General features: G+C 69.9%; 9 protein-coding genes. 8 read left to right on the forward strand and 1 reads right to left on the reverse strand.

The genetic code is table 11. The annotated features are described in order from the left end of the window. The 8 genes from IPV09_RS13305 to IPV09_RS13340 all read left to right on the forward strand — a co-directional run. Positions 1–1,041: FHA domain-containing protein (locus tag IPV09_RS13305; RefSeq protein ID WP_207475749.1), on the forward strand; the 1,041-nt coding region annotated here is incomplete at its 5' end. 95 nt (positions 1,042–1,136) lie between these two features. Further along, positions 1,137–7,268: a fibronectin type III domain-containing protein gene (locus IPV09_RS13310; RefSeq protein ID WP_207475750.1), complete on the forward strand. Its 6,132-nt coding sequence runs from the start codon at positions 1,137–1,139 to the stop codon at positions 7,266–7,268. A 49-nt stretch (positions 7,269–7,317) separates the two neighbouring features. Continuing rightward, entirely contained in the window at positions 7,318–8,289 is a 972-nt protein-coding gene (locus IPV09_RS13315) for a MoxR family ATPase (protein WP_207475751.1), read from the forward strand. Next, entirely contained in the window at positions 8,286–9,554 is a 1,269-nt protein-coding gene (locus IPV09_RS13320; RefSeq protein WP_207475752.1) for a DUF58 domain-containing protein, read from the forward strand. The genes IPV09_RS13315 and IPV09_RS13320 overlap by 4 nt, the downstream gene beginning before the upstream one ends. Beyond that, the gene (locus IPV09_RS13325; protein WP_207475753.1) at positions 9,551–11,908 is read left to right on the forward strand and encodes a transglutaminase domain-containing protein; all 2,358 of its coding nucleotides are present in this window, start codon (positions 9,551–9,553) and stop codon (positions 11,906–11,908) included. Before IPV09_RS13320 ends, IPV09_RS13325 begins: the two co-directional genes overlap by 4 nt. A 63-nt stretch (positions 11,909–11,971) precedes the next feature. After that, complete coding sequence (locus tag IPV09_RS13330; protein ID WP_207475754.1) at positions 11,972–13,225, forward strand: RDD family protein; 1,254 nt, start codon at positions 11,972–11,974, stop codon at positions 13,223–13,225. 17 nt (positions 13,226–13,242) lie between these two features. Continuing rightward, complete coding sequence (gene dcd, locus IPV09_RS13335; protein ID WP_207475755.1) at positions 13,243–13,818, forward strand: dCTP deaminase; 576 nt, start codon at positions 13,243–13,245, stop codon at positions 13,816–13,818. Between the two features lie 9 nt (positions 13,819–13,827). Further along, positions 13,828–14,487 (forward strand): ThuA domain-containing protein, encoded by a 660-nt coding sequence (locus IPV09_RS13340; protein ID WP_207475756.1) that lies wholly within the window; start codon positions 13,828–13,830, stop codon positions 14,485–14,487. A 126-nt stretch (positions 14,488–14,613) separates the two neighbouring features. Here the strand turns inward: IPV09_RS13340 and deoC are convergent, their stop codons facing one another. Then, positions 14,614–15,294: a deoxyribose-phosphate aldolase gene (gene deoC / locus IPV09_RS13345; protein WP_207475757.1), complete on the reverse strand. Its 681-nt coding sequence runs from the start codon at positions 15,292–15,294 to the stop codon at positions 14,614–14,616. Positions 15,295–15,428 lie beyond the last annotated feature (134 nt).

Consider the following 15,428-nt stretch of genomic DNA (forward strand, 5'->3'; position numbering starts at 1 on the left):
TCGGGTCCGCAGTTCCAGCCCTCGGGTCCGCAGTTCCAGCCGACGGCCCCGCCGCCGGCCTCGCACTCCTCGGCTCCGAGTTTTCCCAGTCAGCAGGGCCAACCCCAGGGCTACCCGCCACAGGGCGCAGGACAGTACGGCCAGCCCCAGCCGGGCCAGTACGGCGGTCCTCAGGGCCAGCAGCCCGGCCAGTACGGCGGACCCCAGGGCCAGCAGCCCGGCCAGCCGAGTCAGTACGGAGTCCCCCAGGGTCAGCAGCAGCCGCCGGCCCCCAGAAACCCGTACGCCATGCCCGGCGGACTGTTCGGGCGCAACCCCCAGCAACCCCCACAGGGTCCGGGCCACGGTGGCCAGCAGGGTCCGAACCCGTATGCCGCGCAGCCGCCCTCGCACCAGAATCCGTACGCCATGAACAACCCGGCCTACCAGCGCGGACCGGACCCGGCACCCCAGCCGCCCCAACCGCAGCCGTCGGCCAACCCGTGGGCGACCGGGGCCCCGCCCGCCGAGGACGAGACCGATGGCGGCACCGTCTTCATGACCGGCATTGCGGCGACCCACAAGCCGTCGCAGCAGCAGCGACAGGACGACTCGAACCTGATCCTGGCCTCGATGTGCGCCGCCGGCCACGCCAACCCGCCCGGCAGCCAGCGTTGTCGGCTGTGCCCGGCGCCGGTTGATGCGAACAACCCGCGGCTGATGAATCGTCCGGTGCTGGCCGTGTTGCGGGCCTCAACCGGTGAGGCCATCGACCTGGACGCGCCGGTCGTCATCGGCCGGGCACCCTCGGCGGACGGTCATCCGCCGCAGACCCAGACTCTGCGGGTCCCCAGCCCCAGCCTCGACATCAGCCGCAGCCACCTCTTCGTCGAGCCGCGGGACTGGCACATTGAGGTGACCGACAACTCCACCAACGGCACCCTGGTCCGCCACCCCGGTGAGGAATCGGTGCGGTTGAACCAGGGTGAAACAATCACCGTGGAGGTCGGGGCCGTCATCGACCTGGGCGACGGGGTCACCCTGGAGGTGGGCCAGGCCTGACCCGAGGCCCCACCAACCCGTCCACGACCGAGAAACCAAGCATTTGCAGGGGGACCCAGATGTCGCGAGACCGGCGCCACGCTGGGCTGTCGTCCGTGCGCGAGGCGAAGGCCTTCCGGGCGTTGAGCCGTTTCCTGCGACGGTTCTGGTCGATGATCCTGGTCGGCCTGCTGGTCATCGGGCTGGCCATCGCCGCCGTCCTCAACCCCGGCTTCCGAGTCGCTGACCTGCACCTGAACGAAGCGTCGGTCTATGTGGTGCGCCAGTCCACGTCCTTGGTCGGCAACCTCAACATGCCCTCGGAGGAACTCGCCAACGCGGCGCTGGTCGGCGCGCAGGAGTACGAGGTCATCCAGGACGCCGACCAGGTGCTGGTGAAGTCGTCGACCCCCAACCAGATCTCGTCCTACGACCCGGCGACCAACCAGATGGGTTCACCCGCGAACCTGCCCAACTCCGCCACCGTGTCCGTCGGTGGGGGCGTGATGGTGGTGGCCAACCCGACCAATGGACGCGCCTGGTTCGGCCCCGTCGCCGACATGCTGCGCACCGACTTCCAACTCGCCCCGGCCCAACTGGAGGTCGGGGACGGCGGACTGGCCATCGCCACCGCCAGCGGCGAGGTGATCGGGCTCAACGTCGCCACCTCGAGCCTGGTCCGGATCAGCGCCGGGCAACTGCAGACCACGCCGGTCCCGCTCAACGTCGACCCCACCAATGCCGGTGCGGTGCTGCTCAGCGCGGTGGGCAACCGCGCCGTGGTCCTCGACCGCACCACCCAGCGCATCTGGGTCGAGGGGCAGGAGAAGATCTGGGACGTCGACGGCGGCTCCACCGCGCTGCTGCCCGCCCCCAGCGCCACCGCCGCCGGGGGAATCGACGGAGCCCAGGCCATCTACGCCACCGCCGCCGGCCTGATCGCGGTCACCAAGGACGGCCCGCGGTCACTGTCGGGTCTGATCAACGCTCCGGCGATCGAGCCGCTGGTCCTCGGCGACTGCGTCTACGGGGCGTTCGGCAACCGCTTCGCCAAGCGCTGCAAGGGTGCCGACCCCGTGCTGCTCGACATCCCGCAGGTGCCCGCAGGGGCCGACCTGCGCTTCGCCACCAACCGCGGCGCCGTCGTCCTCAACGATGCCAACAGCGGCTACGTCTGGCTGGTTGACGACGGAATGAAGCTGATCACCGACTGGGCAGCCGTGACGCCCGTCGACGACCAGGACGCCGACAACGAGAATCCCGACACCCAGGTCATCAATCCGGATCGCAAGGGCCCCAACCAGGCCCCGGTGGCCCGTGACGACATGGCCCTGGCGGCGCGCGAGGGACGGTCGACCATCCTGACGGTGCTCGACAACGACTACGACCCCGACGGTGACCTGCTCACCGTCCTGGGGCCCCCCACCGTGGCCGGTGGGCCGACCTTCCAACTCGTCAACGGCGGTTCCGGCCTGCAGGTGACCATCCCCGAGGGGCACAGCGGGGCCATCGACTTCAGCTACTCGATCGCCGACGGGCGCGGGAAGTCGGCGACCGCCCGCGGGCGCATCACCGTCCTGCCGGCCGACCAGGGCTCCTCGAACCAGCCCCCGTTCCACCTGCGCCCCGAGGAGAAGCTGACCATCGCCCAACTGCAGAAGGGCAGCAAGAGGGTGCTGCTCGACTGGCGCGACCCCGACGGTGACGACCTGCTGCTGCTGGACGCCACCCTGGAGGGTGGCGAGGACGAGGTCACGTTCACCGCCGACGGCACCCTGCACTTCCAGGACGTCGGCAAGACCACCGGCACCAAGAAGGTCATCCTCACCGTCTCGGACGGGCGGGCGACCACCACGGGGGAACTGACCGTCGACGTGGTCAAGGGACGCGTCGCCCCGCCCATCGCCAACGGCGACTTCTACAACGCCACGGTCGGTACGGACCTGGTCCTCGACCCGCTGACCAATGACCAGGGGGTCAACCTGACCCTGCGGGAGGTCGCCCTCGAGGGGACCGGGCAGGACGCGGTGACGCTGCTGCCGAACTACAACGAGAACACCATCACCTTCACCGCCGCGGCGCCCGGCATCTACTACCTCGTCTACACCGTCTCGAACGGACCCGTCTCGACGGGGCTGATCCGCGTGGACGTCCGGGGCGTCTCCAAGCAGAACAACAAGCCGGTGGCCGCCCGCGACGTGGTGCTGCTGCCGCCGGGCGGCAGTGTGCTGGTCGACCCCCTGGCCAACGACTACGACGCCGATGGTGACGTGCTGGTCATCCAGTCCTTCGACGCTCCCAGCGAGCTCAAGGTCGAGATGCAGAACCGTCACCTGCTGACGATCAGCGCCCACCGCACCCCTGATCGTCCGCTCACCATCACCTACTGGATCTCGGACGGCACCACCACCTCGCCGGGCACCATCGTCGTGGTGCCCACCCAGAGCGCCGGGTCGCAGGTGCCGCAGGCCACGGTGGACGAGGTCAAGGCCAGGGCCGGCAGCATCGTCACCGTGCCGGTCCTCGACAACGACAGTTCGCCGATCGGCCTCGACCTGTCCGTCAAGCGCATCGTCGAGGGGGCCAAGGACAGGGTCTGGATCGATGGGGACAAGATCCGGGTCTCGGTGCCCAGCGGCACCGCGTCGGCATCGATGTCGGTGACCTACGAGGTCGCCGACACCGATGGACGCACCGCCTCGTCGGTGGTCAACATCACCATCGTCTCGCCCGACGCGCAGAACGAGGCACCCACCCCGCGCATGGTCGAGGCCCGGGTGCTGCAGGGCACCACCACCCGCATCCTGATCCCGATGGATGGCATCGACCCCAACGGCGACCCGGTGCGCCTGGTCGGCCTGGGTGGCGGCCCGCACCTGGGCCGGGTGACCCAGGTGGGCGAGAAGTACCTGGCCTACCAGGCCTTCCCCACGTCCCAGGGCACCGACGTGTTCCGCTACCTGGTGGTCGACTCGCACGGTGCCACCGCCACCGGTGAGATCAGGGTCGGCATCGCCCCACAGATCGGGGGCAACAACCCGCCGACCACCGGCGACGACGTCATCCGGGTCAAGCCCGGCGCCACCGTCACCCTGCCGCTGTTGGGCAACGACGTCGACATGGACGGCGACAACATAGGGTTCATCGACGCGGACGCCATTGACCTCGACGTCGCCACCGAGATCGTCAACGGCAACTCGATTCGCTTCACCGCACCCAGCGAGGCCGGCACCCACGTCGGCAAGTACTACGTCCGCGACTCGGCCAACACCCCCGGCCACGGCAACATCACCGTCATCGTCGACCCCTCGGCCCCGCCGCTGCCGCCGGTGGCCGTTGATGACCTGGTGGCGCCGCAGATGGTGGTCGACAAGGAGTACGTCGACATCGCGGTGCTCACCAACGACTACGACCTGGATGCGCCGGGCACCGACCTGCGCGTCACGCTACCGATCCCGGCCGCCGACGTGAGCGTTGTCGACGCGACCCAGTCCGTGCGGATCAAGGTGCTCGACATCTCCCAGCAGGTGCAGTACCGGATCACCGACGCCGATGGCGGCACCTCGACGGCCGTCATCACGTTGCCGGGCCGCAACGACCTCCGTCCGACCCTGAAGGACACCACCCCGATCACCGTGACCGCCGGGGAGCGCACCGTCCTCGACCTCAACCACCTGGTCGCCGGCACCAACGGGCGCCCGGTGAAGCTGGTCTCGGCCGACCGTGTCTACTCCACGACCGGCACCATGATCCCGTCGCCGCAGAAGCTGGAGTGGACCCCCGCCATCGAGTACGAGGGGCCCGCGGCGGTCGTCTTCGAGGTCACCGACGTGGTGCCCGACGGGGACAAGACCGCCCGCAGCGCCTACATCTCGGTGCCGATCACGGTCAAGCCCGCGCCCAACGTCACCGACGACCCGGACGCGAAGAAGAAGCTGCTGCAGTTGCCGCCCGAACTCATTGGCGCCCAGCCGGTGCTGGAGGTCGGGCCCGACGAGGGCGAGACGCGCATCGACCTGCGCACCTTCTTCCGCGACCCCAATGGTGACGAGTTCCGCTTCGAACGCTGGACCAAGACCAACGGCCAGGCGAACCTGGCCTGGCGGGCCGTCGGCGACCAGCAGAACCTGGTCTACGCCAGTGCCAGCGTGGACGCGACGCCCGGCTCGGCGGTGGTCCTGTCCGGGCGGGTCCTCGACATCCACGGCAACGACCGCCCGGTCTCGATGACCATCAAGGTGGTGGCCTCCACCCGGCCGCTGCCCACCGCTGTCACCGACCTGGTGCCCGACGCCAACGCCGGCAGCCCGCGCAGCGTCCAGGTGCTCGCCAACGACAAGTCGAACCTGCTCAACAACACCGCGCTGAGACTGGTCAGCGCCCGTGCCCTGGGCACGGGCAGCGCCACGGTGGACGGGCAGTCGGTGGTGGTCACCCCACCCAAGGGCTACGTCGGGGACATGACCGTCGAGTACACCATTGCCGACGCCACCTTGGACCCCAACCGGCACTCCACCGGCCGGATCGTGCTGACCGTTCGGGCCGAACCCGGCCCGCCCGGGGTGCCGCGCGAGGTCAAGGCAGGCGACGGCTACGTGACCCTGCAGTGGACCGACGGTGCCGCCAACGGGCTGCCGATCCTCAGCCGTACCTTGCGCGTCACCCGCGCCGAGCCGGGCGGCACCTCGAAGTCGGTGGAATGCACGTCCAACACCTGCACCATCGACGGGCTGGCCAATGGCAAGAACTACTGGTTCGCCGTCACCCAGACCAACGAACTGGGCAGCGCCACCTCGCCCGAGTCGGCGCCGTCGAAGCCGGACGTCATCCCCGAGGTGGTCGGCCAGCCCAAGGTGCGTTTCGGCAACGGTCAGCTCACCATCAGCTGGCCCACCGGGGTGAGCCGGGGCAGCCCGATCACCGAGTACCGGGTCACCATGGCCAGCGGTGGCACCGACGCGCCGATCATCGTCCAGGCGCCGCGGACGACCCTGGACTGGAAGGGGCTGACCAACGACCAGGACTACACCTTCACCGTGGCCGCCAAGAACGTGGTCGGCTGGTCGCAGACCGAATCGGTGGCCTCGACCCCGGAGCACCCGACCGGCCCGCCGGAACCCGCCACCAACGTGGTGGCCGCCGATGCCGGCGTCGGGGCCGGCAAGTTCATCACCATCAACTGGTCAGCGGCCCCGGTGAAGAAGGACAAGATCCTGCGCTACGAGATCTTCGCGACCCGGGTCGACAACGGCAAGAAGGTGCGCATTGGTGAGATCTCGGCCGACAACGCCCTGTCCTACACCTGGTCCAATGCCGAGAACGACGTCGAGTACCAGTTCACGGTGGTCGCCCACAACCGCGGACCCGACCCCGGCGTCGAGTCCGCCAAGTCGGACCCCACCAGCGCCTACGGCGCGCCGAACACACCGGTGGGGGCCAACATCCGCGCCGGGGACGCTTCGCTCACCCTGGCCTGGGGCGACCCCAGCCAGCCCCAGATCACCCATTACGACGTCCGGGTCTATCAGAACGGTCGCGCCATGGGCAGGGAGTACAAGAACATCAAGGTCGGTGAGCAGATTCCGGGAACCTTCCCCAACGGCAACGACTACTTCGTCGAGCTCAAGGCGTGGAACCGGACCAAGGGGTCCCAGTGGGGCCGGACGAACACGGTCAGGACGGTCGGCACGCCCTCGGCGCCGGACTGGAACCAGCAGGGCGGACCGAGGAGCGGGGACGGTGCCAAGCGGGTGATCACCTGGGTCTTCCCGCGGACCTTCCTGCAGGGCAACGACCAGGACGACGTCACCCTCCAGTACAAGGTGGGCGACAGCGCCTGGACCACTGTTCCGGAGGTCAAGAGCTACCGCGACGGCGTCTTCGGTGACGTGGTGGTGACCACCGGCGGGGTGAACCGCACCGTGCTGGTGCGAGCAGTGAGCAAGGACCACGGCACGTCGTCGAGTTCCTCGATCACGGTGACCCCACCGCTGCGGGTCAGCTTCACCGCCGGTACCCGTACCCTCACCGTGCACTCCTCCCGCATCGGCGACAGCCTGCGGTGTGACGTGGGTGCCCCGTTCCGGGCCATCAGCCAGAAGCTGGACGACAATGGCTCCTTCGACGTGGCCCACGCCGACGCCGACGCGACCCCGGCGCCCGCCCCCGGCCCGTACCCGGTGAACATCAGTTGCAGGGCGAGCCTGCTCAGCGCCCCCATCGAGTTGAACACCACCGTCGGCGGCTAGCCGGCATCTGTTCCCCCCTCCATCCAGCAGCGATCACGAAGGACACCCCATGGCCATCACCCCCGACCAGGTGCACTGGTTCTCCGACACGTTCGCCAATGTGGTGCGCAACGTCGAGCGGGTGATCATCGGCAAGACCGAGGCCATCCGGCTCGCGGTCACCTGCCTGGTCGCCGAGGGCCACCTGTTGTTGGAGGACTACCCGGGAACAGGCAAGACGACCCTGGCCCGGGCGCTCGCGCAGAGCGTCGAGGGCACCTCCTCGCGCATCCAGTTCACGCCCGACCTGTTGCCCTCCGACGTCACCGGGGTCACCATCTACGACCAGAAGACCGGCCAGTTCGAGTTCCACCAGGGCCCGATCTTCGCCTCGGTCGTCCTGGCCGACGAGATCAACCGTGCCTCGCCGAAGACGCAGTCCTCACTGCTGGAGGTCATGGAGGAGAACCGGGTCACCGTCGACGGGAAGTCCTACTCGGTGGGCCAGCCCTTCATGGTGATCGCCACCCAGAACCCGATCGAGCAGGCGGGCACCTACAAGCTGCCCGAGGCCCAGCTTGACCGGTTCCTGATGAAGACCACCCTGGGCTACCCCGACCGTGAGGCCACCCTGCGCATTCTGTCGACCGGAGGCACCCGGCCACGGTCGGCTTCGCTGCCGGCGGTGATCACCAGCCAGGCCGTCTCCGAGATGAGCCAGCTGGCCTCCTCGGTGCACATCGAGCCGTCGGTGCTGGACTACATTGCCCGGCTGGTCGAGGCCACCCGGGTGACCGAGGACGTCGCCCTGGGCGTCTCCATCCGAGGAGCCCTGGCGCTGGTGCGCACCTCGAGGGTGTGGGCGGCCTCCCAGGGACGCCACTTCGTCGTGCCCGACGACATCAAGATGCTGGCCGTGCCCTGCCTGGCCCACCGCATCATCATCGATGCCGAATCCGAGTTCAACGGCGTCACCCAGGTTGACGTGATGGCCCGCGTCATCGGCACCGTGCAGCCGCCGACCGAGCGTGCCTCTGCATGACGACCCTCGCCGCACCCCCCGAACAGCCTGCCGTCGACTGGGGACCACCCCAGTGGCAACCTCCGCCCCCGGTCGAGGACCCCCGGCGGCGTCTGCGCCAGGTTCTGGGCAAGGTGCACGCCGCGGTGGGCCTCAGCGTCGCCGGCTGGGTGGCCCTCGCCGTGGCGGTGCTGTGCCTGACGGGGTTCCTGGTGCTGCACTGGGTCGAACTGCTCCACATCGCGGTGATGGTGTTCCTTCTGGTGGTGGTGGCGCTGGCCTTCACCCTGGGGCGTCCCCGCTACCTGGTCAGCCTGGAGCTGCGCGAGACCCGCGTGGTGGTCGGCGAGCGGGCCGCCGGACGGCTGGGCGTGCGCAACACCGCCGCCCGTCGCACCCTGCCGTCCCGACTCGACCTGCCGGTCGGGCAGGAGTCCGCCAGCTTCGCCATCCCGTCGATGCCGGCTGGGGCGTGGCACGGGGAGGAGTTCGAGATCCCGACCCGCCGCCGCGGCGTGGTCCCCGTCGGCCCGGCCCGGTCGGTGCAGGGTGACCCCTTCGGCCTGTCCGGTCGTCCGACCGACTGGACCGCGATGACCGAGCTGTTCGTCCATCCCCGCACCGTCAACCTGCCCGGACGCCAGACCGGCTTCATCCACGACCTCGAGGGCCACGCCTCCCACCACCTCACCGTCAGCGACATGAGCTTCCACGCCCTGCGCGAGTACGTGCCCGGCGACGACCGGCGCCACATCCACTGGCGGTCCTCGGCCCGCACCGGTGACCTGATGGTGCGCCAGTTCGAGGAGACCCGACAGTCACGGGTCGCCCTGGCCCTGGACACCGCTGCGAGCAGCTACCTGGACGACGAGGAGTTCGAGATCGCCGTCAGCGTCATTGGTTCGGTCGCCGTCCAGTGCCTGCGCGAGGAGAACCCGCTGGCCCTGATGACCACCATCGACGTGCTGCCCGCCGTCAGCGCGCTGCGAGCACTCGACGAGTTGTGCCGCGTCGAGGACCACCCCCGCGGCAGCTTGTTCGACCTGGTCACGGCAGTGATGCGACGCGAACCGACGGCCTCGATCGTGATCCTGACGACCGGATCGACCGCCGGCCTCGAACGGGTCCGGCGCGCCGCCGCCAACTTCGACGTCGACACCCGCGTGATCGCCGTGATGGTCGACCCGGCGGCACCGCTGTCGGTGCGCACCGTCTCGAATGTCACCCTGGCCCGGGTACCCGCCCTGGGCGAGCTGGCCCGGGCCATGCGGCAGGCCATGCGATGAGTCACCCGAACCAGGCCACCACCCGCCGGATGCGATCGCTTGCCCCCGACGCCCCTCGACGCGTCCTGCCCGAACGGCAGGTCGACAACCGCAGCCCCTTCACCCGCACCCGCGGGGGAGCGAGGTGGGCCTGGCTGGGACTCGACGGCGCCGCAGTGCTGGTGCTGCTGGCCCTGCTCGTCATCGGCTTCGACCCCAGCTACGGCACCGGCTGGCTGTGGGTCACCGTGCTGGGCGGTGGTCTGCTCGGCATGCTGGTCGGCTGGCTGGGCTGGAGGTGGCGCCTCGGGCCTGGCGCCGTCAGTCTCGCCCTGGTGGGGGTCTGGTTCGTCCTCGGCGGCGTGCTGGCGATGCCCAGTTCCCTGCAGTACGCCGTGGTGCCCACCCTGCGCACGCTGCGCGGCCTGGCCGTCGGCCCGGTCACGGCGTGGAAGGGCATGCTCACCCTGGAGCCGCCCATCGGTGAGACCTGGAACCTGCTGACCGTACCGCTGCTGCTGGCCATGCTGGTCGGAACGCTGTCGGCCAGCATCAGCCTGCGCTCGGCACGGCCGTCACTGGCCTGGCTGCCCGGCGCCGCCGCATTCGTCGTCGCCTGGGGACTCGGCACCCAGACCACCCGCTGGCCGATCGGGGTCTCGATCGTGACGGTGGCCGTCGTGCTGTGGTGGACCAGCCACCGCCACCGCGTGCTGCGCGAGACCCTGGTCCGCCACCGTCGCCGCACCCACCCCGTCACCGTGCTCATCGGCGCCGTCGTGCTGCTGCTGACCGCCGGCGCCACCTCGCTGCTCGCCACCGGCCTGGGCACCGAGCAGCCCCGGTTCTCTGCCCGCACCCTGGTCGCCCCGCCGCTGGACCTGCGGCAGTACGCCTCGCCCCTGCAGCAGTTCCGCGGCTCCCACTCGCTGCACGCCGACCAGGTGATGTTCACGATCGCGGGCGCGCCCTCGGGTGCCGTCGTCCGGCTCGCCACCATGGACACCTACAACGGCCTGACCTACAACGTCACCAACTCCGGCTCACCGGTGGCCGGGCCCGCCTTCACCCGCGTGGGGTCACGTATCGCACCCGTCCCACCGGGCACCGAGGCGCAGGTCACGGTCACCATCACCGCCCAGTCCGGGGTGTGGGTGCCGACCGTCGGCCAGACCACCGCGGTCGCCTTCGGTGGCCCCCGGGCGGTGCTGCTGTCCGACACCTTCTACTACAACCGCGGTTCCGGCACCGCGCTGACCACCGCCGGGCTGCAGCCCGGCGACCAGTACTCGATGGACGTGGTCGTGCCCGTGGCGCCCACCGCCGAACAGATCGCTGCCGTCAATGCCGGCTCCTACCCGCTCAGCGACCCGGACGGCATCCCCGACCTGCTGCGCGAGCAGTCCCTGACCTGGACCGAGGGTGCCACCACCAAGGGTGAGGCAGCCCTGAAGCTGGTCGAGATGCTGCGCACCGGGTGGTACTCCAATGGCACCGACCAGCAGACACCCTCACTGTCTGGTCACAGCTCCGACCGGCTGCGCTCCCTGCTGGTGAACCCCCTCGAGATGGTCGGCGACGAGGAGCAGTACGCCGTCACCATGGCCCTGATGGCCCGGTCGTTGAGCATCCCCGCGCGGGTCGTCCACGGTTACCAACTGCCCGAGGGCGGGTCGGGGGAAGTCCGTGGCCGAGACGTGCGGGCGTGGCCGGAGCTCTACCTCAACGAGCTGGGCTGGGTGCGGTTCAACCCGACACCCGACCACGACCGGGTGCTGACCGACAAGCAGAACCAGTCCCCGCCGAAGCCGCGTCCGCACATCGACAACCCACCGCCGCCACCGAAGCGTCCCGAGAAGTTGCCCAACGACAACAACCTGCCGGCCAACACCGGTGAGCGCCCGCTGCTGCCGCCCGCCATCGACTGGCGTCGGGTGGGAACCCTGGCCGCCATCACCGGTGTGCCGCTGCTCACCCTGGTCGGTCCCGTGGTGCTGATCCTGGGCCTGAAGGCCCGGCGACGCAACCACCGCAGGAACGCCCCGGTGGTCGCCAACCGGGTGGCCGGTGCCTGGTCCGAACTGGTCGACACCTCCCGTGACCTGGGCCGCAGCCCGACGCCGACCGCCACCCGTTCCGAACAGGCCGAGATGATGGTCCTCGCCTTCCCGCAGATGATCACCGAGGCCGACCCCATCAACCTCGCCAAGCGTGCCGACGCCATGGTGTTCAGCCCCGACCAGGTCGCCGAGGACCGTGCCAGCACCTACTGGGCCACCATGAAGCAGGCACAGAAGGGGGTCCGCAAATCGGTGGGCTGGCGACGCTGGGCGACCTCCCGGCTGTCGGTGCGCTCATTCCGCAGGTACCGCTGAGCGGCGAACCGCAGATGGCCTAGTGTTCTGCGGGAAGCAGCCCCCGGGCACAGGAAGGTGGTCATGGCGAGCAACATGCCGAAGGGTGTCCAGGTGGCCCCCTTGTTTGCACGGCTGGTGGGCTGGCTGATCGACGCCTCCGTGCCGGCGCTGCTGGGCAGTCTGCTGTGGGCCCTGGGGCCGCGCATCGAGTCCGACAGCGTGATGCTGGTGGTCACCCTGGGCATCGGCCTGCTGCAGCTGGGCTGGGGACTGCTGCTGTGGTGGGGCTACGGCACCCGGGGACAGGGCGTCGGGTTCGCGGTGATGCGGCTGCAGTTGGTCGGCATCCATGACGGACGCCCCATCGGCTGGTGGCGCTACTTCCTGAGACAGCTGGTCTTCGCGGCCCTGCTGGCCACCATCGTCGGTGGCGTCTTCCTGGTGATCTTCCTGATCATCGACCCACGCCACCAGGGCTGGCACGACAAGGCCGGCAAGGCGGTGGCCATCCGAGCCCGGCAACAGGCCAGGACCACCACCACTGGGCGGTCCATCACCGCGCCCCGCAAGACCCCCTCCACGACGGTGGCCCTGCCGCCGCACCTGGTCGCCCGGGCTTTCGACGGCTCCTCGACCTCCTCGCCCGGATCAGCCCCGGACCCCGCCGAAATCGCTCGCCAGGCGGCCGTCTTCGGGGGCGGGCAGCCATTCGTCCCGCCGTCACACCAGGACCAGACCGGCGCCCCGTCCCCGCAGCAGTACGGCACCCCGACGAGCTCGGGATGGCGTCCGCCGACCGCTCCCGGCTCGATCGACGCTGCCGTGGCACCGCCCACCGGCCGCCACGCCGCCCCCGTCGCGTCCGGGCAGGAGCCGGTCATCCCGAACCCCGACCTGGGCGAGACCCAGGTGCGGGCACGCCGCGTCACCCCCGACGACCAGGAGGCCGGCACCCATCTGGCGCCGCGCCCCACCAGCCGGGTCCGTGCGGGCAACGAGGGCTGGTTCGTCGTCCTGGACGACGGGCGCCAGCTCGACGTCACCGGACTGGTCGTCATCGGACGCAAACCCACCCAGCCGGTGGGACGCGCGGACGCCACCCTGGTGAGTGCGGGGGAGGGCGGTCACGCCGTCTCCAAGAACCATCTGCAGGTCGGCACCGACGCCCGCGGCATCTGGGTCAGCGACACCGGCTCGACCAACGGCACGGCCGTGGTGAACCTGCGCGGCGAGCTGGAGCCCTGCCAGCCCGGCGTCCAGGTCCGGGTCCGCGAGGGGCAGGTGGTCTCCTTCGGTGACCGCAGCCTGACGGTGCGCCGCAAGCCCGCGTTCTGAGCACTAGCCTAGGCATCATGCTGCTCTCCGATCGCGACATCCTTGCCCAGGTCGAGGCGGGGCGCGTGGCCCTGGACCCGTGGAGCGCCGAGATGGTGCAGCCCTCCAGCGTCGACGTGCGCCTGGACCGGTTCTTCCGCGTCTTCGAGAACCACAAGTACCCGGTCATCGATCCGGCCGCCGACCAGCCCGAACTGACCCGACTGGTCGAGCCCGAGGGTGACGAGCCGTTCGTGCTGCACCCCGGCGAGTTCGTGCTGGGCGCCACCTATGAATCGGTCAGCCTGCCCGACGACATCGCCGCGCGGCTTGAGGGCAAGTCGTCGCTGGGTCGGCTGGGGCTGCTGACCCATTCCACCGCCGGCTTCATCGACCCGGGTTTCACCGGCCACGTGACCCTGGAGCTGTCGAACGTGGCGACGCTGCCGATCATCCTCTACCCGGGCATGAAGATCGGGCAGCTCTGCTTCTTCCAGCTCAGTTCACCGGCGGACAATCCCTACGGCAGCCAGGTCAACAAGTCGCGCTACCAGGGCCAGCGCGGCCCGACCGCGAGCCGGTCGCACCTGAACTTCCACCGCACCGGGATCTGAGGCAGCGCCATGAGTCGTGTTCGAGTGCTGTCCGGGGTCGCGCCCTACGACGACCCTTGGCATCCGTTCGCCGAGACCTCGGCTGCTGCGGCCGCGGTGCTGCGGGGCGCCGGGCACGACGTCGAGGTGCTGGACTCGACCCCGGCCGCGCTGGGATCACTGGACGAGGTCGACCTGCTGGTGGTCAATTGTGGACGCGGCGAGGGTGCGCTGCGGGCAGCAGCCGAGCAGTGGCTGCCTGCCTTCGCCCACGCCACTGACTGGCTGGACGCCGGGGGGGTGGTGCTCGGCCTGCACACCGCCGCCAACACCTTCCACGACTGGGCCGCCTGGGACTCGACCCTGGGCGGACGCTGGGTGGGGGGCCATTCGTTCCATCCGCCGCTGGACGAGGTCGGCTTCACCATCGTCCCGGGCGCCGAGCAGCATCCGGTGCTGGCCGGGCTGGCCGGGGTTGCGGTCACCGACGAGCGCTACTCGCACCTGGTGCTGGACCAGGGCGTGACCCCGCTGCTGCAGCACCACCACGACGGGGTCGACGAGGTCATGGCCTGGGCGAAGGGGCGGGCTGTCTACGACGGGATGGGCCACGACGCCCGGTCCTATTCCTCCCCGGACCACCAGCGATTCCTGGTCAACGCGGCCGAGTGGTTGTTGACCGGGCGCTGACCCGCCGCGAACCCGTCAACACATGCGAACTCGTCAACACACAAGTACCCAGGAGCACACGCCCTGTCATATGACAGGTCTCGTGCTCCTGGGTACTTGTGTGTTGACGTTCCGGTGAGCCAGGACTCAGTAGGAGTCGGTCGACTCCACCCCGTCGAGCACCGCACGGGTACCGGACAGGCCCAGTCGGGTGGCCCCGGCGGCGATCATGGCGGTCGCGGCCGCGTGGTCACGGATGCCGCCGGAGGCCTTGATGCCCAGTCGTCCGCCGACGGTCTGCGCCATCAGCGCCACGGCGTGTTCGGTGGCGCCACCGTTGCCGTGGAAACCGGTGGAGGTCTTCACGAAGTCGGCGCCCGCTGCCTCACTGGCCCGGCAGGCGGCAACGATCTCGTCGTCGGTCAGGGCAGCGGACTCGATGATCACCTTGAGCACGGTCGGGGCGGGGACCGCGGCCCGCACAGCGGCGATCTCGTCCTGCACGCCCTGGGGGTTGCCGGCCTTGAGCAGACCGATGTCGATCACCATGTCGACCTCGTGGGCGCCGTTGGCGACCGCTTCGGCGGCCTCGGCGGCCTTGATGGCGGCGGTGTGCTTGCCCGAGGGGAAACCACAGACGGTGGCGATCAGGACGTCGCCGCGATCATCGGTGATGGGCAGCATGTTGGGCGAGACGCAGATGGAGTAGGTGCCCAGCTCGCGGGCCTCGGCCAGCAGTGCCGAGACCTGCTCGCTGGTGGCGTCGGTCTTCAGCAGGGTGTGGTCGACGTAGCGGGCCAGGTCAGCGCGGGACAGGGTGGTGTTCATGGATCTGATCCTAGCCACCGGTGTTGGGCAGTGCTGAGGGGCGTCGCATCGCCGCGGGCGGGGCAGCGTCCTGGGCGGGGTCAGTGGGCAGTGGCGTGGACGAGACGGTCGGGAGGCTCGTGGGTGCCGCTGTG

This window comes from Tessaracoccus sp. SD287, assembly GCF_017355265.1.
GTDB lineage: Bacteria > Actinomycetota > Actinomycetes > Propionibacteriales > Propionibacteriaceae > Aestuariimicrobium.